Source organism: Providencia sp. PROV156, from assembly GCF_028480905.1.
GTDB classification, from domain to species: Bacteria; Pseudomonadota; Gammaproteobacteria; order Enterobacterales; family Enterobacteriaceae; genus Providencia; species Providencia hangzhouensis.
In genome coordinates this window covers 14,106-37,874 of record NZ_JAMPPE010000010.1, presented here as the reverse complement: position 1 = coordinate 37,874, position 23,769 = coordinate 14,106, and the positions used below count along the sequence as shown (strand labels likewise).

The following is a 23,769-nucleotide window of genomic DNA, read 5'->3' as shown; positions in this document are numbered from 1 at the left end:
CTATATTCAGAAAATATATGATAACTTTTGAATCTCAGCCAAGAAAAATTCCTATGCGAAATATTCCTCTGAAAACTGTCGATGCAACTCCGCGTGATGTTTTAGCTATCGGAACAGACTATTTACCAAACGTGCTGCTTGATTCTCACGTTCACCGCCGTGCCCAGTTTCTATATGGTGCGACAGGCTTGATTGAAGTGAGTACCGCAGATGGCGAGTGGGTCATACCGCCTGATAGTGGTGTTTGGATCCCCTGTAATACACCTCATGAAACGCGCATGTTGAATGTCAGTACGCGTAGCTTATACATTGAGCCCAAAGCCGCTCCACGTAGGGGAAACAAATGCGAAGTACTCAGGGTTTCCCCCTTACTTCGTCAGCTATTGCTTGAAGCAGTTGATACCCCAATTGAATATGATTTAAATGGTCGTGATGGTGTGATGTACCAATTGATTTTGTATGAAATTGCACAAGCAGAGCCCCTGCCTTTCTACGCCCCCATCCCACGAGATGAACATTTAGCCCAGTTGTGTCGGGAATTCCTAAAAGCGCCACAAATCACCTCATTACCACAGGAGTGGGCGGCAAAACTACATAAAAGTGAGCGCTCATTTAGCCGTTTTTTTGGTGCTCAAACGGGGTTATCTTTCTCTGCCTGGCGGCAGCAAGCTTGCTTATTAAGTGCGATTACCCATATTTCTGCAGGTAAATCCATTACTGAGGTCGCATTTGATTTAGGCTACAGCAGCGTTGGGTCTTTTTCGACCATGTTTAAAAAATGGTTAGGGCAAAGTCCATCCAGTTTTATTCAGAGAATTAGTGGATAACACCTAACCATTCAAAAATTCAATTTAGTCAAATGTGGCAATTAACCATGCAGACCCTTGATAACTTCCTGCGTCTGCATTATTTCCTTGAATACGACTACGAATATAAATAGTGCGATTTGAATGAATTCCCACACGAATATCTGTACCTGTCGCGCCGGTTTGTTCATCCACAATGTCTAACTTACTGTAAATCGTTCTATTTGAAGCATCTTTCATTGGCAAGCGCTTTTGTGGGTCGCCATCTGTCACATAGTCTAACCGTAACCTTACCTTCGTTAAGGCAGCAAATTTGCACGTGTATCTGATACTTTCCGTCACCAAGCTATCGTAATGAATACTACTTAATTGACCGTGTCGCAAATTGACTGTGCTAGCCTGCCCAGAGCTCGTTTGCGTGGAGCACATTGCTTTCACATTTAACTGAGAAGCGGCAAGACGCATTGGCACTGTTGAGTCAGATAAAGGCCAGCTATCAAAGGGTGGCACTGCTTTAGGCTCAGTAAAAGCGCGAACATAGCCCGCTAAATCCATTGCAGGAATAACCAGTTTTCCATCAATAATTTGCTCATTAATAAAAAATGTAATAGTAACTGGAAATTGACTGGTAAACTCTTGGGCAGCCCTAACAAGCCCCACATAAGCATATGAGCACATTCCTGCATCAATATTTATCCAATTCATTATCGGAGTTTCCACCGTCATCACTAAATTGTTATTGATCCGGTAGGCTGTTTTTCCATCAATCGTGACTCCCGCAGAAGCCACATACATAAACAAACGATGAAATGCCTGTGATGAATGAATTCTTGTATTGCTGCTCCCCCATCGTCTCCCAACACAATCAACCAAGCCAGACACACTCACTTGAGCACTATTACCATCAATAACAATAGGGTTTCCTACACGATAATAATTTTTGCCATCAGAACCAACTCGTGCAACGGGTTCAATAACACTATTACTATCGATCCGAATTGAATAACCTGAATTGGAATTTTGTATTCGAGATGCATAGTCCGCATGAGCATTCATTCCATACAAACTAAGAATGACCACCAGAAAATACATTGATAGGCTATATGGGTGTTTAAAGAACTCTCTCTTCAAAAATAAGGGAAATGGTATTTTCACTATAGAGCTAGAAACCGCCTGAAACAGGATTTGAAAATTAGACATAACCGATATTACCGCCTTAATAGTAAGTGACCGAAATCATGGCAATAGCACTAAATTTTCCAGCACGGAGTTGGCTCGCTGGTAGGGTATTGACGAGCTCAGCTTGTAAAATAATTCGCTGTAAAGTGGCATCTATTTGTTCTGGAAATATTTGTTGAATTTGATTAACTTCAAGTGGATGAGCCACACCACCAGTTATATTATTGATATTAATGCCAAGGCCATCAGTACTAGTGGATAAAATACTTTTTCCTTGATAAACCATAGTGTTACTATTTTTGGGGTTAATCATAATACCGAGTGATTTATTCCAATTACAGCCAGTTAAATACAATGGAAATGTATGGGATTGGGAAATATCATCAGAGTTATGCGGTAGATTAATCACCCCAAAATTGATTTTTAACGGTGTACTGTTATCTTCGCTACGCAGGTGGCAGGCTGGGTCGACTAACGTCGCGCTCACATCGATTAAAACATCCGACTTAGACATAAATGGGAGGAATAAAAAACACAAAACAAATTTAGATAACCAATTGATCGTATTCATTACTCATACTCCAATGAAAAAGTCGCTGAGCTTGAGAAAACCCCTTTTTTTGCTTCATTCAACGGATTTTTACGCACAAATACACCAAATTCCAATTGTTGACTCCCATCCGTAACCGTAACAGGTGTTACCTCAATCGATTTATCCCAAGTAACAAGTGCGCCTTGCTTATCAACTACACCAAGCAGTACACCACTACTTCCATCCGTTCCAAGGTAATTCCCTCCCTCTACAGTGACTTGTTTTGGGCTTTTCCAGATAATCTTAATCATCTTATTAAGGTCGGCTTGGCTGCATTTTTCAATCGTGATAAAAAATGGTGTAATATCACTAGGAATGTTGTCATTAATCGACTTCAAACGTATATTTTCAATTTTTACCCGCTTATTGATGGAATCAGCCGCTAACTGACAGGTTTTATTGACTAAAATACCACTAAATTCCACATCTAGGCTTTCCTTACTCCAACCAAAAATAGGAACCACAAGACTTAAAAGTAAAATGGCCTTACTCATAAACCACCTCCAACCGTAATAAATTCGATTTATGCATTGAAACAGGTGGGTGAATAAAATTATTACCGTTTAATAAATTCATTTTCTCCATGGCCGTAACATTTCCATTCTGCACATCATAGAAGCGTATTTGTGCGGGCGTTGTTTGCGTTTTATCCGCAGAAAATGCACCTCCTGCGCCACATTGAGTCAACATCACCGCTGAGGTTGATATTTTTAAGTGGCAAGGCGAATTGAATAATCGAGCGCTCACTTCTAACCATCCACTATTTAAATCTTCATAATGTGATTCATTCACCGCAGTATGATTTAAAAGTCCGTTCGCTGAAGCCATCACTCCTATCATGCTACTGATGAAAAATAGACCAATAAGCATATGCTTTATCAATGCATTACCCCTTCTATTATTGATGCTAGGCGTATATCCCCCTCAGCTAACTAATATTCATCCACCACTGTGCAAACGTCTTGTTGGCAATGAAAAGCCAAAGTCGGTTTTCCGCCATAATCGTTGATATAGGTTAAATGAGGTCTTGTTAGTGGCTGGGAAATAAACTCTTGAGTCGATTTAGGCGGCACCATCACCACTTCAAATTGGCTTTGTTCCGACTGTTTTTGGTTATTACCCAAGCCAATAACCGTCAAATTGAAAGGCGTTGAATTATTGAGCTGATACCCTTTATTCGTTTTCATTAATGTGACCTTATGTGCCCAGTTTGTTTCTGACTTGGCTAAAATGGACGGAGGTCGATAAAAAAGCTTCACTCGCGATTGCAAAGCAATTTGTAAGGTATTCGCATCATGAGATTTAGGCGGGACTTCTCGCAAATTAAAATAAAATACGGATTCCCTATCTTGCGGTAACTGACTAAATAAAGGCGTCAGACTCAAGCGAACTAAGCTTTGGCTATTCGGCTCTACGCGTTGTAGTGGCGGCGTAGCCAATAACGCTCCTTTTGTTAGCTTCTTACCTTGTTGGTCTTCAATCCAACTTTGTGCGAGATACGCCTCTTCTGGGTTATCATTAGTTATCTTGATATTAATCGATTTCACATCCCCAGGAAAAATAATCCGAGTTCGATCCAGGGTCACTGCTGCGTAGGTATTAAATGATAATATAGGTATGACAAGCAGTACTCTCACAATCCATTGATAACAAATATCTAACTTCCACATAATTAGCCTCACAATCATTTACTTGATGATGAATAAACTGAACGAACCGCTTTGACTGAAGAGCATGGCAGCAACAACAAATCCGTAAGCTCATTTAATTTTTCAGGTAGAGATAACTCGCACTGTGGCTGGTTATTCCAATACAACGACAACTTTTCTTGAGGTGATACCCCCACTAGCCACGTCACACCGCCTTCACCCACTAGCCCTACTTCTTGGTTATTTTTATTACGTACACTGGCGCCAAAAGGTGGGTGCTTTCCATCTGACAAAGCAAAAACAACAAATAATTTATGCCCCTTCATCACCGATAAGCTGCGATAGCCTATGGCACCTTTGGTTAACGTAATATCTGTCGAGGGATCGAGGCTTTCTATATCATCGGGTAACTGGCTGGTATTAATTGAAGCTGTTGATTTTCGATAATTATTCACATTGGGAATAACAGCCAACCCAAATGCATTGGTTTTAATCACCCCATTATCGAGAGGAATACCGCTCACGTCGGGGGTTTCAACCATAAGTCGTGTATCACCGTGCGCTGATCGGTGCAATGCTGCCCCTTTCGAGGTTAATGTAAGCCCGCCATTGATTGACCCGCCAATGCTGTGGTATTGATCAGGCACATAGCTCGCATTTATAGATGTACTTGCTTGAGAGATATCTCGTGAATAAAAGCCACTCAAACTCACTTGATTATCAATATGTTGGCCGTGGTTATAACCAACATTGATATTGTAATTATCTTGTTCCCCATAACCACTATAGCCAACCTGATGATTAAATTGATTATTACCCGCTGACCGTGAGTAGAGTTCAGAAAATGTGATGCTATGCCCGCGGAATAACGGTACCGTGAGATATAGGTTAATTGCATCATCTTCATTGCCATTGTCTCGTTCAGTACGAGTTGCTGATAATGATAAATTTGCGGCATTCTGGGACAGAAGAGGAAAATTTAAAGGCGCATTAATGTATAAACCGTATTGCGTTTGTGAGTCGTGCTGCCAATAAGTACTATATTGATAATTAAGAGAAATATTAAAATCATCAAAATATTTATTTAAATATAATTGATAATTTTCTTTTGCTGCCTGAGTACCATAACCTATTCTCTCTTCATCCATAAATTGCGTTAGTGTTCGGTATTCTTTGTCGGCAAAACGGTAGCCTGCAAAGGTAATATCTGTACGTAGCTCATCGAAAGATTTTGCGTAATTAACGCGATAAGAGCGGCCTTGGCGTCTTTTATCTGAAAAATCGGCAAAAGATTGTGTGATATCAAAAGAAACCGCGCCTATTGAAAAAAGATCCCGTCCGATCCCTAATGCTGCACTTTGGTAATAACCATTAAGTTGAGTTCCTCCATATAATGACCATGCATTTGAAACACCATATGATAATTCACCACTTACAACAGGCTCACCTGTCAAATGCCGATTGTCATAACGCGTCTTTCCCATTGCGACTTTATAAATAACGCGTCCGGGACGTGTTAAATAAGGTAACGAAGCTGTACTAAGACTAAACTTGCTCTCCTCCCCATTTTCTTCACGCACAGTCACATCTAATACACCACGGATCCCACTATCAAGTGTTTGAATACGAAATGGTCCAGGAGGCACTGCCGTTTCAGAAATAATGCGTTCTTGGCTGCGAACAATTACAATCGCATTAGTATTTGCAACACCAATAATTTCAGGTGCATACCCCACTAATTTAGGCGGTAGCATGCGGTCATCACTTTCTAAAGAAAAACCAGTATATTGCCAAGATTCAAAGATATCCGAATAAAAATAATTTTCTCCCAACGTAAAGATTGAGGCACTATCTTTCAATGAAGTAAATGCATAAAGACGAGTAAAATCAAAGTCATGTTTTTCTTGAGGATAATCACCCCGTTGCTTCTGATAAGATGTACTGTAATCACCACGTAGGCGCCAAGCCCCCCAATTTACCCCAGTGATTCCATTACTTGATAAATAGATTTGCCGATTACTATTCGTTTCCTTGGTTGCAGAAATATTCGCATTGTAATCAATAAATGCGCCACCTATTCCTTCTTCCCATAAATTAGCAGGAACCCAGTAAGGGTCGCGATATTCCATCCATATTTGCGGAATAGTCATTTTCAGCGATAAGGTGCTGAGCTCTATGGCTGTTTGAACGCCTGATAGCGCAGAAAAATCGAGGCATTTTCCACTATGAGAAAGTGTCACTTTCTCCATCGCAGAACGCTTTAACCCAATTAACTCAAGGATATCAGGAGGAATACAAATAGTTTGTGTCGCTTGGGTTGATTCACCTGCAATTGGCTTATTTTCATAAACAGAGATATTACGGGGTGCCCCTAAACGTTGCCCATTAACAAAAAGAGTAAAAACATAATCCCCCGGTAGCGTATACCCTGCTACCGAAAACTGGCTCATATCAATATTTTGCATATCATCTGCATCTAAAACATCTGTATTAAATTCAGTTGCAAATGCTTTCCATCCTATAAAACTCGGTAACAGAAAAGCAATGAGCCAAGCTAGCTTCAATTTTTCGTTAGTTTTGAACACCATGCTCTATACCATCCTAGCTATACCAGATTAAATGCAATAAGAGTTCATCTTCAAAATGAAGCTCATAAAAACATATTCTTCGTGCGTGTTATTGGTAATCGATGAAAAAGCGGATCAGCCCGTAATAACGGCCCGCTTGAATCGGCTGTCCGGTTAATTCCAAACGTAAGAAATAGCGAAGGAAAAGGCTGTATCCTGATTTATCTTGATACAACACATTGTCAGATAATGAATAAACCTTATTAGGCTGTAATCGTATTTTTGAATTGTCTAATACCGATACGCCTAGCCCTTCGGAAGCACCTTGTAGCGTAAAAGCATCAATATATTGCGCACGTTGGCCGACAAAGCGTATTTTCCATGTTTTTAGGTCAATGGTTGAATAAGCACTACCACAATCTTGTAGCTCAATAATAAAAGGCTGATCATGCATTTCTCTTTGCAAGCTATTTGACAAAAAAGCGAGAGCCAAAGAAGAAAAATCAATAGTTTGATAGCGATTTTTCAACGTTATTGAACACGGCGCATCGATAACACTGCCTTTAAGTAATGTTCTTGCATTGACGTTGTAGGGCTTAATAATTTTGGGGTCTGCATATGAGTGAATACTAAAAATAAGCATTATCGACAAGACTATTATATTCATAACCCTTTGATAACTAACCATGCCCCCCCCTCTAGCGAATCAATATTTAACCACCAGTCAATTCTGGCGGTTAAACCATTTAGTTATTGATAGGTAATACGAAAGTTTGTTACTGCGCTGAACTTACCTTCCGATACACTTTTCGTTGTATCAACAGCTTTTGCTAACGCTTTGAAAGATAATACGTTATCTCCTTTTTTATTGATGATACGTGAAAGCACATCTTTAGCTTTTCCAAACTCAAATCCATCAATACCAATTCCTACATTGTTGGTATTACCCGCAGAAGTAGAAAGTAAAGTATTTGCTGCATCCGCATAGCTTTGCCCTGTAAACACTAATTCCATTGATTTAACAGCAATAGGTTTTCCAGCTGTATCAATATCAAAGTCAGTGAAATCACACCCAGTAAATTCAATATTAAATTTCACCTCAGCCACGCGACCATTTTCCAATGCTCGACGAGATAATTGTCCAAAATCAATAACTTGCTTTAGTGAGGATTGCGCTATATTACAAGGAGTACTAACAACGACACCTTCGAAATCAACTGTACCTGTGTTGTCGGCAGCAGAATTTGTTGAAAAAATACCAGCTATTAATGCAGTAAAAATAAATAACCGAGATGATTTTGATAAATAGGGTGCAATATTTAATTTGGTAAATTGCATATATTTTTCCTTTCAATTAAAAAATTAAACTACAATAAATACGCCATTAAATATTCAATAGCGTAAATCTAATTTCGATATTTAATTCAATTAAAGAGGACATAAAACTAAGTATCACCATATGAGTGATTTTTTACTCCAACCACATACCCAATTGAAAATTATCTTTTTTTTGATTCCCCATAATAGTAGAAAAGTGATCTTTCGATGAGATTAAAAAATTCATTTTGTATTCTTATATCTGCAATTTCATTCGAATGATTCACTAGGACTTTGAAAAAAAATTCTAGCCAATTTCTTTCTAATACGCCCAAAAGAGTATTCAATACTTCAACATTAATACCTGTTTCCCCTCTCTCATAACGAGAAACCTGTTGTTGACTTATTTTTAGTATTTTAGCTAGTTGGTACCCTGTTAATGATTTATCAATTCTGGCTTGTCTTAAAAATAACCCAATATCCCGACGTAATAACGTATTTGTTTTTATCATACTAATTCCAATGAATAAAACTCCCATTTGAAATTTTAAATGACTCGTTAAGAACTTAAGAATCAGTTTGTTTTTACATCTAATAAAAATAGAGAATAATTTAATTTAAATATAGTTTTATTAATTAATTCTGTAAATACGTTTGTATCGATCGAACTTATATAATTTGATAGCTATTTCCTATTAAATTATATAACCCATGTAATATAACTTAGATGAACACACAATAAATATTAAAAATCAAAAGATTAAAAACAAATAAATCAAGATAATAGCAAGGCGGATTAATTAAATGTAAAAATATTAACATGCAGAAAATAACGAAATTAAAAGAATAAATTAAAGCTTCTAATTAAAATAAATCAATCCACTGGATTTACACAAAAATAGAGTTAAGCAATAAAGTCAATACTAAAGCTCATAAATAAAATAAAGATAATCATCAATTACTATTTAATTTAATATTATTATATTAAGTTATATCCTCAAACGTTAATATAAGAAAAATTAAAAATAGAATATCCACTTACTGCATTCTTTATGCATTAATAGCATTTATTATTTAAATACCTAACACCTTGTTCAAATATCCGTTAAAGTAACGTTAAAAAGGACTCCAAAATGATAGCAAAGTTTTATAGTTACCAACCACAACAGGGTCACGGGCTACCCCATGATCCTATCCCATCACTCATTGGTCCTAGACCTATTGGTTGGATATCAACCTGTGATAGTAAAGGTAGAACCAATCTAGCTCCTTATAGTTTTTTCAATATTTTCAATTATTCACCACCTATATTGGCCTTTTCGAGTGTTGGTAAAAAAGATTCAGTAACTAATGCCATCGAAACAGGGGAGTTTGTTTATAACCTTGCTACGCTTTCACTCGGTGAACACGTAAATATGAGTAGTGCCACACTCGCACATGGTGAAAGCGAATTTGTATTAACGGGGCTATCCACCCTCCCTTCAACACTCGTTTCACCGCCTCGCATCGCTCAAACACCCGTTTCAATGGAATGTGTTGTCACGCAATATCAGCAACTTAAACGGGCAGATGGGCAACTATTGGATACTTGGATGGTGATGGGAGAAGTCGTCATGGTGCATATTGATGAATCAGCCTTGAATAATGGCTTATATGATTGTGCTAGCCAGAAACCTCTATTGCGTGCAGGGGGGCCAGCTGATTACTATTGGATTGAACAGCAGCAAAACCTCAAAATGTATCGACCTAAGTGACCATAAATCTGAGTAATAAGTCTCCTCCATAAGTTTATTACTCAGGTATGTTACCTTTATGGATAAAATTTACAGATTAACCGCTCGCTACTTGTTGGATAAGAAAAATGTGCCGTAATTAAATCAAACTGCGTTTCAGATGTTTGAAATGGGTTTTCCCCTGCTAAATTACGAGCAGCAAGCCTTGCCTTACACTCATCATTACTTACCTGCAATACATGAAATACATAAGATACATCAGATGATTGCGCCAAAGACATTAACCATTGACGCTGTATTGGTGTGTTGGCGGGAAAATCCATCACGATATTATTCCCAGCCTGTATCAATTGCCTAATATGGCCTTCCAATACCTGTTTTACTAAAGCACTTTTTTCGACATAGTGAGCCAATTCAGTAATTTCATTAGGATAAAGAGCGGCAAGCCATTCATCTTCACAGAGCAAAATAGTACGAGGGAGGTTAGCCAGTTGTTTCGCTAATGTCGATTTCCCAGAGGCAATTTTCCCACAAAGAAAATGCAAACGAGGTTGTTTTTTTAATAATGGAGATGCTTCTGTTAAATTCATAAATAGTTCCTTACTGAATAATTAACCAGATAAGGACAAAAAACCCGCCTTATCTGGCGGGTTTAGGATGTAGCTTATTCCCACCACTATGTGATGGTAATAATAATGCTTAAGCTTGCTACAACCTGTGACATATAAATTTCCTAAATTGAATTGTAACCAACCTATCAGAACTCAATACAAGCCGTCAAATTCAGTTGAATTACAATAACAAAAGACCTGAATAAATTCAGGTCTTTTGTTTTCGCTAATTAATGTTTACCATTTTTATGGTGATTCAGAGTTTCTTCTTTTAAATCAAGTTCATCACGTAAACGGTGATACACCCTTTCATTGATATTTTTACTTTTACGCATTTGATATAACGCGTCGCGTTTCGCTTTTAACGCCGACTTAGACATTTCGCGTTCCATATTAATCATCTTATGTAAATCATAGACATCTGACTCAGTTTCATCCGAATTATCGAGTCGTCTGCCATAAATTTCTAATAGTTGCGCCCCAACTTCAGTACGCATAGCAATTTCATCCATATCATCCGATGGGTGGTTCATTAATTCACGTAAATGTGCCATCGCGGCTTCATTTAAAGCTAAACGCGCTCGAATTTCGTCATTATCATAAGGTAAGTCTTGTACTAACCCTTTCGTTAAAATAGGCAGTGCGATACTGGCAATCAATAATGAGCATAAAATCACCCCCATCGCTAAGAAAATAGCCACGTCACGATTCGGGAATAATGAACCATCTGGCATCAATAAAGGTAACGTTAAAATACCCGCTAACGTAATCGCTCCGCGCACACCCGCTGTCGCCATTACTGCCATCATACGAATATGCATAACATCTGCTTCTTTACCGCGACGGCGTTTATGGAAGACGGTTAAAGTCATCGAGATCCACACCCAGCTAAACCGTAAAACTGCCAATGCCACGGTAATAATCGCCACATAAACAAACAGCATCCAAGGATGGCTCGCACCCGCGGCCTCTGCTACAGCAGGCATATTTGTCCACATACCCGGTAACTGTTCGCCTAACAAAATGAAAATCATCCCGTTCAACGCAGTTTGTACCGTATCCCACACCGCTTTACTTTGCATACGTGTAGCAGCTTGCATGCGACCTGCAATTTTTTCATAGTGCATCGCAATACCAGCAACTACTGCCGCTAAAATACCGGAAACATGCAAATGTTCAGCTAATAAATAAGCCGTAAATGGCATCAGTAAGCTGATCATAATTTGAATTGCAGGTTCTTCCCCAGTACGCTTAACGAGCAGTTGGTTTAACCAGCCAATTGCCCAAGCCACCAGCAAACCAATTAAAATTCCGCCAAATGCCACTAATACAAATTGCCCAGCCGCTGAAGCAAGGGAAAATGTACCTGTTAACGCAGCGACCACTGCAAAACTAAAGCACACCAGACCCGTTGCATCATTCAACAATGACTCCCCTTCCAAAATATGCGCCATTCGAGATGGCAATGGGGAATTGACAGTCATGGCAGACACGGAAACGGGATCCGTTGGCGATAAAATGGCCGCTAACGCAAAGGCAACAGCTAAAGAAATGGCTGGGATTAACCAATGTATAAAGAAGCCCATACCAATCACTGTTACAACCACTAAACCTATGGCTAGCGACATGATCGGTTTAATTTCTTGAAATAAGGCTTCTTTAGGAATACGCCATCCATCAAGGAATAATAAAGGAGGAATAAATAAAAATAGAAATAGATGAGGTTCAAATTCAACTGTAAAACCGTATAAAGACAAGCCAGCCCCTAGTGCTATCTGGATCAGGGGTAATGGAATAATATCTTTGAGCAGTCGTGAAACAAAAACGCTCACAACAACGGCTAATAAAAAAACGAGTACAAGTGTCACTACTGACATTGATTGCTCCATGTTTAGCTAATCATTAATTATCAGTTATGAAGTAAATAGATAAAATGAATCAATGTAAAGTGGCAATTAATCAATCGATACAAAAATAATAAAATTAAGAAATAGCCTATCTATCATCAGGTTGCAAAAATTACCATTGACTTAAATGCCCCATAAGAAACTTATTTATCTATTTGATAAATAAATATTTAAACGCAATATCAATAATAAGTTATGTATTGCCATCAAAAATAGAACTAAACCATCATTAATCGACTATTTTGTTGTTTCTTTAGATAAATTTAGGCTACCTGATTTTTTTCTTTTTAGCTTTTTTTCATTATTTTTATCGGAAGTGCTTTTATCTGCAGTATTGGTGTTTTCTATACTATGCCGCTCAATTAATTCTTGTAGCACTTGCTTAAGAATCTTACTTTTACGTAGCCCCAAGGGAGCTAAAACAACTTCTTCGTGTTGCTGAGCTGCAATAAGTAAACCATCAACTAGTGACATTCCACTTGATGTCACACTGACAAGTGTTATGCGCTTATCACTACCATTATGGTTACTGTGGCGAACCACGTGCCCTTGCTGTTCTAGCCGTTGTAGTACGCGAGTAATTGTCGGTTGTTTACTGACTGTTTTTTGTGAGAGCTCTGTAATCCCCATCGAGCCATTACCTGCTAGTGTGGATAACACTCTCCACTCTAATATTGACAAACCTTTTTCTTCAACAATGGCATGAAACTCAGATGAAACCAACATCCAAGCCTGCCCCAATAGGGCAGGCAAATAATTATCAACAAAAACCTTTGAGTTTGCCATTCGCTCCCCTTGATAACATCTTGAATTATTGCATTTGATTACAACCCCTCAAGAGTAGCAGAAGTCGGCGATAATTCAGCTAAAACTTTCCACTTAGCAATGAACCAAACCCATCAACACGAGTTTCTAAACCCAACTTTTTTAACATCATATAGGTCGTCGCCACCGAAGAAGACAGTACAGGTAAACCAACTCGGTCTTCAATTAATTGTATTGAGGGTAGCGAAGGCATTTGCACACATGCAGAAGCCACAATTGCATCTACTTGGGTATTGAGTTTTTTCGTAATTTCCACTGGTGCTAATGGGTTTTGCCGGCCCACATCTAAATTATCTGGAATTTCCAATGAAATACTATCTACCACTTCAATGCCTTCACTTTCGATATAATCAATCACTAACTGCGTCAACGGCTTCATATAAGGCGTTAAAATAGACACTTTTTTAGCGCCCATTACATGTAAGCCGTCAACTAATGCCCCAGCGCTAGTCACTACAGGTGCTGGATGGCCGTTATCTACCGTACGTTGAAACAAACGTTTTTCTGAAATGCGATGATAACCTTTCCCCATGCTCATAATCGCAACTAAACAGGCATATCCCAGCACATCAACCGCAGCATCTGACAATTCAATAGCGCAGCGGTCACTATCGGAGTCCATTTTTGCCAGCTCCTCTTTGGTAACTTTTTGCATACGCATACGGCTTGAATGAAAGGTAAAGCGCTCCGCAAACAGAGCTTCTCTTGCCCGTAATATAGCCGGAATTTCTGTTTCCATCGTGGTATTTGATGACGGGACAATCTGCCCAATACGATATGTACGTGCTAAACTCATATCTCCCTCTCCCCAAATGACTCACCTGATTCTGGAAATACGTTTAAAGCTTCATCTTCTTGCCCATTACCATGAAAACGTGCTGCCGTTAATGGCCGGCGGTTCACCTGTAAATCAAAGATATCAAAACGGTTATAATGCCCTGTAATATCATGCATTTGTCGTGGTTGAATACAGCGATTTAAATCAATTTCACCGTAAACAATCCCTTCTTTGTCAACCAATGGTTCGTCTACAACTCGTCCATCAGGCCCGATAATTCCTGAGAAAGCGCTATTTGGCCGAGCCAGTAACTCACGTGCTTCTGGGTGAGTTGCAGACATTGCATCCATAATCTCTTCTGACACTGTCGAACAGGAAACAATCGCAAAAACTTTGCCTTCGAAACAGTGGGCAGATGCGCGTAAACGAATCGCTTCGGCCATGTCATAGTCTTTTGGTGCAACGGGTAAGGCGATATAGCTCGCAATATGGACTAACTCGCCTTGCGCCAATAGAGCAAAACGCGCCAATGTATTGGTGTTTTCCCCACAAGCCAATGCCCCAAGAGGCCCAATACTGGTTTGATGCACTTTTAGTGAAGAGGCATCTCCATTTGCCCACGTCAGTTTTTCTGCCCATGTTGGGACTAATTTACGATGGCGCCCCAGAATTCTTCCTTCATCAGAAATCGTCACTAATGTATTATATAACGTAGCGATTCCATTAGGGTTCCGCTCATTCACACCAATTACAACATTGATGTGGTGGCGTGCGGCAGCTTGAGCAATTTTTTGTATTTCAGGCCCTGGGACTTCAATGGCAGATTTGCACAGTTTTTCAAACCATGGACTGCCATCTATCGGGTTCATCACCCAACTCCAATAAGGGTAACCAGAAATAAAAACCTCTGGAAATGCAACCAATTTCGCTCCGTTATCCGCCGCCTCTTCAATTAAACGACAAACTTTATCTACCGTAGCATTGGTATCGAGAAACACCGGAGCGGCTTGTACCGCAGCGGCTTTAAACGTCTGCAAATTAAGCATACTTCCCCCTTAAACGGCGACAACTGGATGGCGCAATTCACCAATATTCTCAACATATGCTTCAATCACATCCCCCGGCCAGACCCATTCTTGAGGTGTTCTTCCCGCCCCTACCCCTTCAGGAGTGCCTGTTGCAATAATGTCACCTGGTTCTAATGTGATCCCTTGGCTAATATCTTCAATCAATGTATTCACATTAAATAGCATGTGGCGTGTATTTGAGGATTGTTTGGTTACACCATTCACCTTCAAGCTTAAATCTAAGGTATGGGGATCTGGAATCTCATCAGCAGTGACAATGCATGGCCCAAATGGTGCATAGGTATCTTGCCCTTTAGAATAAATCCATTGCCCAGCACGGCGGCAATCACGCGCACTCATATCAATCATCAAGCTGTAGCCAAACACATAATTAAGAGCATTTTTTGCCACGACACTTTTCGCACGAGTGCCAATAATCACCGCCAACTCCACTTCCCAGTCTAATTGTTGGGTAATTTTGGCGTTATGTTCAATGGCATCTCCCGGCCCAATCACTGTGGTTGGGGGCTTAGAAAAGATAACGGGTTGTTTTGGAAGATCTTTTGAGGTGTCTAATGTACGGCTGGATTCCGCCACGTGTTCAACATAGTTTAAGCCAATACCAAAAATATTTTTACGTGGGCGAGGTATCGGCGCCAAAATTTTCACATTTTGTACAGGCCACGCAGTCCCTGCTGGGAATTGCCCTTGATATGTATTCAGAAGTTCTGTACCAACACGCACACCTTGTGGGCCTAAATCGATAAAGTCCAACATATTATCAGGCAAGTACAGCCCTTGCTCTTGTGCCAGAAGGGCTAAATCCACTACTTGTTGATTAACAACTGCTCCTAAACGGGCTGCCGCGGTCACATCAGAACGATAAGTTATTAAGCGCATTTTCTTTCTCCTTGAATGAGGTGATTGCCTCACTCACTTCTTCACGTAAATTGGAATAATAAAATTATTTATATTAATCAATAAAAAATATAATACTCACCTAGGTAACGACTTTCTGGTGACCGTCATTTTCTACTAGAGCCTCTTCATAATAGAGCCCCAAAGAGTGCATTACGGGTAAATCATTAAAGCAAAACAAACAAGCATCTTCGGTTTGTGAGGTATTCACATGTTCATGGAACATCCACGATGGCACACAGAAAATATCACGCTCTTGCCAATCAAAGCGTTGCCCATTGATCACGGAGTACCCTTGCCCTTTCGCTACTTGATAAATAAAACTTCCCGTATGGCGATGAGCTTTACCAACAAAGCCCGGACGCAGTAATTGCATACTCGCGCCAATGGTTGGCATCACAGGTCCTCCTGTGAGCGGGTTAGTGTAGTGCATCAAAACATCATCAAATACTGAGCCATCCGCTGCCTTCGCTGCACGGCACAACGCCTCGTAGGTTGGCCCCCATTGGTATTTAAATAATGGTGAATAAGGTTTATCCCAGCCGATATCGTGAGGACGTAATGCGGTTCCTCCCCACATACCAACGGGGTAATCGATAGGTCGTGTTTGTGCTTGATGTAAGTCAGGATGCACTTTGTAAAACCCAGCTTCCATGGCATTGACTAACGGGATATCCAATCCATCTTGCCAGATACAAGGTAAACCATCTTCCGCAACGCCGTGTTCATGCCATGTCCCATTCGGCGTCAGTACAAAGTCGTTGGCTTCTAGCATCATTTTTTGCCCTTCGACAATGGTATATGCCCCACGCCCTTCCATAATAAAACGCAATGCTGAGGATGAGTGGGCATGAGCCGAAGCGGCTTCTCCTGGATGCATGACTTGTAAACCTGAGTACAGCCAACCTACTGCAGCAGCCACTTCTTGGCGGCCGGGATTATTCAGATAGATTACGCGACGCCCCGCTTTTTCTGGTGTCACCAGTTCAACTGAGCGCAACACATGTTCGCGTAAATCACGGTAGCGCCACAACACAGGAACTGAGCTTGATTTGGGTTGCCACGGTTCAATCTTGTTTGCGACCGTCCATAATGCACCTGTCTTCAACGCATCTAGTTCTTGGTAATACGCCACTAGCTCAGGGGTATCTGCCACATCGGCACGCCCTGCCACATTTTCTCGGTATTGGTCATGGGAGTGTGTACTCATGCTATTTTCCTCTTTGTTTGCCAAAGCCTTTAACGCGACTTCAAGGATTGAACGAGTTGCTGACGCCCATATTCATACGGTGCCGGCCAACGAGTTTCCCACCCATAACGCGCACATTCATGTAAGACCCATGCAGGGTCAGAAAGTAATGGCCGAGATAAAGCACATAAATCCGCCCGCCCAGCGGCAATAATGCTGTTGACTTGGTCAGCATCAGTAATAGCACCTACGGCAATAACCGGTATTCCAGCTTCATTACGAATACGGTCTGCCATTGGTGTTTGGTACATCCGACCATAGACCGGTTGCTGTTGCGGTGACACTTCACCTGAAGAGCAGTCAATCATATCTGCGCCCGCTTGCTTCATTGCACGGCCAATTTCCACCGCGTCATCAACCGTAGTCCCGCCATCCACCCAATCCGTCGATGAAATACGTACACTCAAAGGTTTTGACCACACCTGACGCACAGCACTAATGATGGCTAACGGAAAACGTAAGCGATTTTCTAACGTTCCACCGTAGTTATCTGTACGCTGATTAGTTAATGGAGAAATAAAGCTCGACAGTAGATAACCGTGCCCTGCTTGCAGTTCAAGCCAGTCAAAACCAGCCGTTTCTGCTCGTTTTGCTGCCGCAACAAATTGGTCAATCACCGTAGTCATTTGTGCCTCGGATAGCTCTACCGGAGTTTGTGAGATATTCGGTAAATAAGGCAACGCTGAAGCAGAAACTAACGGCCAGTTATCTGCATCTATTGGGTGATTTTCTTTCTCCCACCCTCGCTGAGTTGAACCACGGCGCCCTGCATGGCCTAATTGAATGCCAATTTTGGCATCCGTTTTTTGATGAATAAAATCAGTCACACGTTGCCAAGCAGTAACTTGCTCGTCATTCCAAATACCGACACAGCCTTTTGTCACACAGGCATCGGGGGCTATAGCCGTCATTTCAGTCATCACTAGACCCACACCACCTAATGCGCGGCTTCCCAGATGTACCAAATGAAAATCATCGGGTATACCCTGATTAGCGCAATACAACAATGTTGGTGACGCGACCACGCGGTTATTAAGAGTGATACCTCGTACATGATAAGGTGTCAGCATAGGGGGCACTTTTGCCTTTGAAGTCACACCTGTTTGTTCCGCAAACCACTGCTCATAGTTTTCCAACCATACAGCATCACGCACGCGCAAATTTTCATGAGATATACGCTGTGAACGCGTTAAGAGAGAGTAGGCAAATTGCTCTGGAGCTAAATTTTCATAACGACAGACATTTTCAAACCATTCTGTCGAATTGCGTGCCGCATTCTGAATTTTCAGAACTTCGACACTGCGAACCTTCTGGTAATGCACAAGCCCTTTACGTAAATCACCCCCTGAAGTTTTCAAGCTTTCACACAACTCGATAGCATCTTCTAGTGCTAATTTAGTCCCAGAGCCAATAGAGAAATGGGCGGTATGTGCCGCGTCACCCATTAAGACCACAGGAACGTCTTTACCTTGAGTGGGCTGCGTCCAATGCACCCAATTTTCACAAATGACCCGAGGAAAGCGGATCCAAATTGCGGCACCACGTAAATGCGCTGCGTTAGCAATCAGTTTTTCACCATCAAGCCACGACGCAAATAGTTTTTCACAATAAGCGATGCCATCCTCTTGAGACATTTGGTCAATACCAGCTTTAAGCCAGGTTTCTTCCGTCGTCTCCACAATAAAGGTCGATAACCCTTCTTGAAATTGATAGGCATGAACTTGAAACCATCCGTGCTCATTTTTAGCGAATAAGAAGGTAAAGGCGTCAAAAATCTTCTTTGTACCTAGCCAAACAAAACGGCAACGACGTTGGTCAATATCGGGTTTAAATACGGTTTCATAACGCGTACGTACCGCACTATTAATGCCATCAGAAGCGATAAGCAAATCAGCTTGGTACTCACGAGCAATCGCTTGGTCATCCGTTACTTGGGTTTCGAACACTAACTCCACACCCAACTCCACACAGCGGTCTTGTAATATATTGAGTAACTTTTTACGCCCAATGCCGATAAACCCGTGGCCACCACTGCGGTTACATACACCTTTAAAGTGCACATCAATATCATCCCAGTGGCTAAATTCCGCAGAAATAGTTTCAGCAGAAACAGGGTCCGCTTGGCGTAAATTACTGAGCGTGGCATCAGAAAATACTACCCCCCAACCAAAAGTGTCATAAGGGCGATTACGTTCCACCACCACTACACGGTTCTTTGGGTTCTGTAGTTTCATCAGCAACCCGAAATAAAGCCCTGCGGGACCACCGCCAATACACACAATATTCATGGAACTTCTCCTTTACTTACACTGGTTGCTGAGCGGTTAATGCCTGATACAAGGCGTCTGGGATAGGGATTGCTTGATGCGTTTCTAATGATGTTGTCACATAGGTTTGCGTCACTTGCATGCGCAGTACTCCATCAACACTGACACAGCGTTGATGTAACGTCAGAGACTTGCGACCAATACGCTGTACATGTAGCTCTAACATCACGTTATCCCCCATTTTGCTAATGGCCTTGAACTCCGCTTCTAGGTGTACTGTCGGCAAGCCAAAGCGTTGTTCCATGATGTAACCCGCAAAGCCTTGAGGGACTAATTCATCAACCCAACGTTCAAGTAAATTGTTAAACATCACGAAATACTGGGGGTAAAACACAATCCCTGCGGGGTCACACTCCGAAAAGTGAATTTTATGTGGCTTAGTAAATATCAGTAAACTCATGATGTTATCCTTAATTCATAGCTAAACGTTGACGGCATTTTTCCAATTCTTTCCCATGTTCGTCAGCCAATGCGGCTTCACGCAGTTCACGTAAATTAATGGGGGTGAGTTTGTTACCTTGCTGCGCAACGATGTCCATTAAGATTTTAAAATTACGCAACCCTCTCGCATGAGTGTCGCTATACCCCTTAACCACGCGTTGACATTCGGTAATTTCGGTTGCAAGTGCAGGGTTAGCTTTCGCTGCTTTAATTACAGCAGCTAACCACTTTTCAATGCGCTGCGTTTCTAGTTGATAACGTAACGTCGAACGTCGGCCTTTTCGCCATGCGGCTAATAGATACAACTGTAAAAAACCTAATAAAGAACTGGTAGTGATCGTGCGCCCCTTTTCGGTCATTTTGCGAAGCGCTTTGTGTAACCAATGTGGACGCATTAACCAACGACCTAAATTTTTGGGAAGCGTTTCGCAAATTTCTTCAATTCTTGGATGCATAAATTCATTGATCTCCAATAATTGATTATCTTTTGCCTGTACTTCATTGCGAACGCGAGAAAAGCGGCTATCACGAATTTTAAGGTCAGCCACCCGGATGGTGTCTTCATAGGACATCCAAAGGGCTAAGTGGCGCGCAAGCGCACGTTGCAAACGCTCATCTTGCCCGCCATCTTGCGCAAAGAGGTTATTGAGGCGATCCAAATATAAAGTGGCATAGGCAGGGTCTTGGTAGTCTATAAGTCGGCGAGTCCCTTCAGTCACGAGATACTGCACATGAGGAGAGAATTCATGTTGGATACGAGCTAATAGTTGCGATACCTGCTTATTTTTTGGTGAATATACGGTGTTCTTTGTGGACTCCGGCTGATATGCATCTTCGGGTTTAGTCGCTTTTTCTGCTCCTAATGTAAACGCTCGCAAGCTTGGCTTTACGCCAACACCTCCACGTACAATCGTTTCTTCAAATTGTGCGCGGCTAAATGGCAAAACACCGGAACCAAACAGTGCTCCAAATAAAACAGCACTAATCACACTGCCACTTTTTTGTGCTGCTTGTGCCATATCAAAGTGAATAAACTGGCGCGCAGATGCAGCAGTGTGGCGAATTAATGCTTGGCTATCGACTCGCCCATCACCCATGGCTGATTTTTCCGCGATAGAGTAAACACGGTGTGTTGAACTAATCAATGTTGTGCGCTCTGGGGTAACAAAGCCGCGCTGTACTGCTCTGCCTGCTTCCATTAACTCAGAGGCCAAAACAACATCAACATCACCGGGCATCGGCATAAGAGCTAATACAGGAAAAGGGGTTTGTGGGTTATCAGCACCTGGGAATAATTCCACATAATAAATTGTTGCCCCCGTGCGCTGTGCCACGCCAGGCACTGAAGTCGTTTGAGCAAAATAACCGTTTTCTTCACCTAGGTTGACAACCCAGTCGGCAAGGACTCCACCGCCTTCGCCGCCCATGGCTAAAATGGCAATTTTAATCGGCTGTAATGCGACTTTTGTTGATGGTAATGCAGTTGATAAAGAATTCATGCATCCCCCTTAGAAACTAAATTGTTCACGACGACGTGCGTCACGACGCTGTAAATAGCCAATAAACCAACCGCGTACACGATGGCGCAATTTGTCCCAACCATTAGGGTTAGTAATAATTTGAGCTTTAAAAAAAGAAGGGCACAAGACAGCAGCGTGAGAGACTTCACCACATAGCCCACAACCGACACAGCTATCCATCACTGTTGCAACCGGGTCTGTTCTTAATGGGTCTTGGCTTGGTTTAATTGATAAAGACGGGCAACCAGATAAACGAATACAAGAGTGATCCCCGGTACAGGTATCAGGGTCGACACCAAAACGCTCACGTACCACTCGTTTGCCTGCGGCAACATCACTACGCACTTTTTTCTTTTCGCGGCGTTGTTTGTTCAACATACATTCGCTTTGCGCAATCAGAACCTTGGGCCCTTGCTCATCGGTTGTTAAAGCTTCACGTAACGTATTTGTCATGGTTTTTAAGTCATAGGTGTGTTTAATGGTTTTCACCCAATTAACACCCACCCCTTTCACCGCTTTTTCAATTTCATGACCAGTACTACGGGTTGGATTCAACGCTGTCGAAGAGAGAATATCTTGCCCTCCTGTCGCAGAGGTATAGCTGTTATCAACCACAATAGTTAAGTTATCACTACGGTTAAAAACACTATTGGCAATACCACTGGTTAAACCGTTATGCCAGAACCCCCCATCTCCCATCACTGAAATCGCGCGTTTCCCAGCCTTTGCATTCAAAGCCGCAGCCCCTGCGCCTCCTAGCCCATAGCCCATGGTGGTATTCCCCAAATTAAAGGGCGGTAGAATAGAAAATAAATGACAGCCGATATCCGCACTCACATGATGTTCGCCTAATTCACGCTCTACCAACTTCATCGCAGTGAAAATAGGCCTTTCCGGGCAACCTGTACAAAACCCTGGTGGGCGCGCATGGACAGATTCATCTAATGTTGGCTCTGCTGCATTCACGTATTCAGGTAAAGATTCTTCAGATTTTTGAGTGGCAATATTAATCGTTGGAATACGAATCTGTTTTGCAGCCGCTTTGACTTGTGGAGCTATCTTTCCATAGCATTCAAAAAACGAACGTAAACCCGCAAGCACTGTTGCAGTATTATATTCCCCCGCCATTGGCAGCATATCCTTACCATGCAGGGCAATATCAATCTTGCGTTGACGCAAAATATTCGCCACATTTTGCTCAACAAAATTTGGCTGGCCTTCTTCCAAAACTAGAATGGCTTTTTTATGACGACAAAAGCGTTCAAATTCATCGTCAATCAATGGATAAGCCACATTCATCACATATAAAGGAATTTGGCTATTACCAAAAACATCCGCTAGCCCTAGCTGATTTAATGCGCGGATCAACGTGTTGTAACAACCGCCTTGTAGCGCAATTCCAACATCATCCGAGTCTTCTGAAAAAAATTCATTTAACTCATGTTGTTGAATAAATTTAATTGCAGCGGGCCAGCGAGCTTCAATTTTTTCTTTTTCATGTAAGAAACTAGCAGGGGGTAATACTATGCGACTGACGTCTCGAGTTGGGTTCTCAAGCGCATCTTTGACGGTAAATTTAGGGCGCTGATTATCTGCGCAAACAAATTGCCCGTGAACGTGACAAGAACGAATACGCATTTGTAACATAACGGGTGTATTACTGGCTTCAGAGAGCTCAAAACCATCTTTCACGGCTTGAACGATAGACGGTAAATTGGGCCGAGGGTCAAGCAACCACATCTGCGATTTCATCGCAAAAGCATGGCTACGCTCTTGCATAATAGAAGAGCCCTCACCATAGTCTTCACCAACAATAATTAAAGCACCACCTAACACACCACCCGAAGCTAAGTTAGCTAAGGCATCAGATGCGACATTCGTCCCCACTGTTGCTTTAAAAGTCACAGCTCCTCGTAGTGGATAATTAACTGAGGCTGCTAAGGTTGCCGCTGCAGTTGCTTCACTTGCGCTATTTTCAAAGCGAATACCATATTCAGATAAAATATCTTGTGCATCAGCAAGGACATCCATCAAATGGGAGATAGGAGCACCTTGATATCCCGCAACATAAGATACACCCGACTCTAATAGCGCTTTTGTAACAGCAAGGATCCCTTCACCACTGAAGGTTTCACCTTGCCCTTGCCGTAATTTTTGAACTTCTTGTACAAACGATCGCTCAGCCATTTTAACCTCACCAATCAACATCAGAACGTTTTTATCTTTTTTGTGTTTATTATTTGTATATCTTTTGTTAATAACAGGTCAATCCATGATTAATCA

At 41.5% G+C, this 23,769-nt stretch carries 22 protein-coding genes; 2 read left to right on the top strand and 20 right to left on the bottom strand.

Annotation, left to right across the window (positions count from 1 at the left end; all coding sequences use genetic code 11):
- Positions 1-53 precede the first annotated feature (53 nt).
- The gene (locus PSF31_RS09240) at positions 54-827 is read left to right on the top strand and encodes an AraC family transcriptional regulator (protein WP_096864587.1); all 774 of its coding nucleotides are present in this window, start codon (positions 54-56) and stop codon (positions 825-827) included.
- 24 nt (positions 828-851) lie between these two features.
- On the opposite strand, the gene PSF31_RS09235 is transcribed toward PSF31_RS09240, so the two are convergent.
- The 9 genes from PSF31_RS09235 to PSF31_RS09195 all read right to left on the bottom strand — a co-directional run bounded on the left by PSF31_RS09235 (position 852) and on the right by PSF31_RS09195 (position 8,622).
- Entirely contained in the window at positions 852-2,006 is a 1,155-nt protein-coding gene (locus PSF31_RS09235) for an adhesin (protein WP_096864586.1), read from the bottom strand.
- A 16-nt stretch (positions 2,007-2,022) separates the two neighbouring features.
- Positions 2,023-2,556 carry a fimbrial protein gene (locus PSF31_RS09230; protein ID WP_096864585.1) on the bottom strand — a complete coding sequence of 178 codons (534 nt, stop codon included), beginning with the start codon at positions 2,554-2,556 and terminating at the stop codon, positions 2,023-2,025.
- Positions 2,556-3,071, bottom strand: coding sequence for a fimbrial protein (locus PSF31_RS09225; RefSeq protein WP_096864584.1), 516 nt, complete (start codon positions 3,069-3,071; stop codon positions 2,556-2,558). The genes PSF31_RS09230 and PSF31_RS09225 overlap by 1 nt, the downstream gene beginning before the upstream one ends.
- The gene (locus tag PSF31_RS09220; RefSeq protein ID WP_141395917.1) at positions 3,064-3,459 is read right to left on the bottom strand and encodes a hypothetical protein; all 396 of its coding nucleotides are present in this window, start codon (positions 3,457-3,459) and stop codon (positions 3,064-3,066) included. Before PSF31_RS09220 ends, PSF31_RS09225 begins: the two co-directional genes overlap by 8 nt.
- Positions 3,460-3,509: 50 nt before the next feature.
- A complete protein-coding gene (locus PSF31_RS09215) occupies positions 3,510-4,247 on the bottom strand; it encodes a fimbrial biogenesis chaperone (RefSeq protein WP_036958337.1) in 738 nt (245 codons plus the stop codon).
- A 14-nt stretch (positions 4,248-4,261) separates the two neighbouring features.
- Positions 4,262-6,814: a fimbria/pilus outer membrane usher protein gene (locus PSF31_RS09210; RefSeq protein WP_164561236.1), complete on the bottom strand. Its 2,553-nt coding sequence runs from the start codon at positions 6,812-6,814 to the stop codon at positions 4,262-4,264.
- 88 nt (positions 6,815-6,902) lie between these two features.
- Positions 6,903-7,481 carry a fimbrial protein gene (locus tag PSF31_RS09205; RefSeq protein ID WP_096864581.1) on the bottom strand — a complete coding sequence of 193 codons (579 nt, stop codon included), beginning with the start codon at positions 7,479-7,481 and terminating at the stop codon, positions 6,903-6,905.
- A 62-nt stretch (positions 7,482-7,543) separates the two neighbouring features.
- Positions 7,544-8,131 carry a fimbrial protein gene (locus tag PSF31_RS09200; protein WP_004261070.1) on the bottom strand — a complete coding sequence of 196 codons (588 nt, stop codon included), beginning with the start codon at positions 8,129-8,131 and terminating at the stop codon, positions 7,544-7,546.
- A 161-nt stretch (positions 8,132-8,292) separates the two neighbouring features.
- Positions 8,293-8,622 (bottom strand): helix-turn-helix domain-containing protein, encoded by a 330-nt coding sequence (locus PSF31_RS09195; protein ID WP_164561237.1) that lies wholly within the window; start codon positions 8,620-8,622, stop codon positions 8,293-8,295.
- Between the two features lie 621 nt (positions 8,623-9,243).
- Between PSF31_RS09195 and PSF31_RS09190 the strand changes: the two genes are divergently transcribed.
- On the top strand, positions 9,244-9,864 hold the full coding sequence (locus tag PSF31_RS09190; protein ID WP_096864580.1) for a flavin reductase family protein: 621 nt from the start codon (positions 9,244-9,246) through the stop codon (positions 9,862-9,864).
- Positions 9,865-9,920: 56 nt separating this feature from the next.
- Here the strand turns inward: PSF31_RS09190 and PSF31_RS09185 are convergent, their stop codons facing one another.
- The 11 genes from PSF31_RS09185 to PSF31_RS09135 all read right to left on the bottom strand — a co-directional run bounded on the left by PSF31_RS09185 (position 9,921) and on the right by PSF31_RS09135 (position 23,673).
- On the bottom strand, positions 9,921-10,433 hold the full coding sequence (locus PSF31_RS09185) for an AAA family ATPase (protein WP_096864579.1): 513 nt from the start codon (positions 10,431-10,433) through the stop codon (positions 9,921-9,923).
- 251 nt (positions 10,434-10,684) lie between these two features.
- The gene (locus PSF31_RS09180; protein ID WP_036958339.1) at positions 10,685-12,331 is read right to left on the bottom strand and encodes a Na+/H+ antiporter; all 1,647 of its coding nucleotides are present in this window, start codon (positions 12,329-12,331) and stop codon (positions 10,685-10,687) included.
- Between the two features lie 267 nt (positions 12,332-12,598).
- Positions 12,599-13,147: a MarR family winged helix-turn-helix transcriptional regulator gene (locus PSF31_RS09175; RefSeq protein WP_004261083.1), complete on the bottom strand. Its 549-nt coding sequence runs from the start codon at positions 13,145-13,147 to the stop codon at positions 12,599-12,601.
- A 79-nt stretch (positions 13,148-13,226) separates the two neighbouring features.
- Positions 13,227-13,982 (bottom strand): maleate cis-trans isomerase family protein, encoded by a 756-nt coding sequence (locus PSF31_RS09170; RefSeq protein ID WP_004261087.1) that lies wholly within the window; start codon positions 13,980-13,982, stop codon positions 13,227-13,229.
- Positions 13,979-15,010 carry a carbon-nitrogen hydrolase family protein gene (locus PSF31_RS09165; RefSeq protein ID WP_096864578.1) on the bottom strand — a complete coding sequence of 344 codons (1,032 nt, stop codon included), beginning with the start codon at positions 15,008-15,010 and terminating at the stop codon, positions 13,979-13,981. Before PSF31_RS09165 ends, PSF31_RS09170 begins: the two co-directional genes overlap by 4 nt.
- A 9-nt stretch (positions 15,011-15,019) precedes the next feature.
- On the bottom strand, positions 15,020-15,931 hold the full coding sequence (locus tag PSF31_RS09160) for a fumarylacetoacetate hydrolase family protein (RefSeq protein WP_096864577.1): 912 nt from the start codon (positions 15,929-15,931) through the stop codon (positions 15,020-15,022).
- A gap of 100 nt (positions 15,932-16,031) precedes the next feature.
- Positions 16,032-17,159 carry a cupin domain-containing protein gene (locus tag PSF31_RS09155; RefSeq protein WP_004261095.1) on the bottom strand — a complete coding sequence of 376 codons (1,128 nt, stop codon included), beginning with the start codon at positions 17,157-17,159 and terminating at the stop codon, positions 16,032-16,034.
- Positions 17,160-17,188: 29 nt separating this feature from the next.
- Entirely contained in the window at positions 17,189-19,486 is a 2,298-nt protein-coding gene (locus tag PSF31_RS09150; RefSeq protein ID WP_096864576.1) for a bifunctional salicylyl-CoA 5-hydroxylase/oxidoreductase, read from the bottom strand.
- Positions 19,487-19,502: 16 nt separating this feature from the next.
- Entirely contained in the window at positions 19,503-19,925 is a 423-nt protein-coding gene (locus PSF31_RS09145) for an acyl-CoA thioesterase (RefSeq protein WP_096864575.1), read from the bottom strand.
- A 10-nt stretch (positions 19,926-19,935) separates the two neighbouring features.
- A complete protein-coding gene (locus tag PSF31_RS09140) occupies positions 19,936-21,465 on the bottom strand; it encodes an indolepyruvate oxidoreductase subunit beta family protein (RefSeq protein WP_096864574.1) in 1,530 nt (509 codons plus the stop codon).
- A 9-nt stretch (positions 21,466-21,474) separates the two neighbouring features.
- The gene (locus PSF31_RS09135) at positions 21,475-23,673 is read right to left on the bottom strand and encodes a thiamine pyrophosphate-dependent enzyme (RefSeq protein WP_094961459.1); all 2,199 of its coding nucleotides are present in this window, start codon (positions 23,671-23,673) and stop codon (positions 21,475-21,477) included.
- Positions 23,674-23,769: the final 96 nt, after the last annotated feature.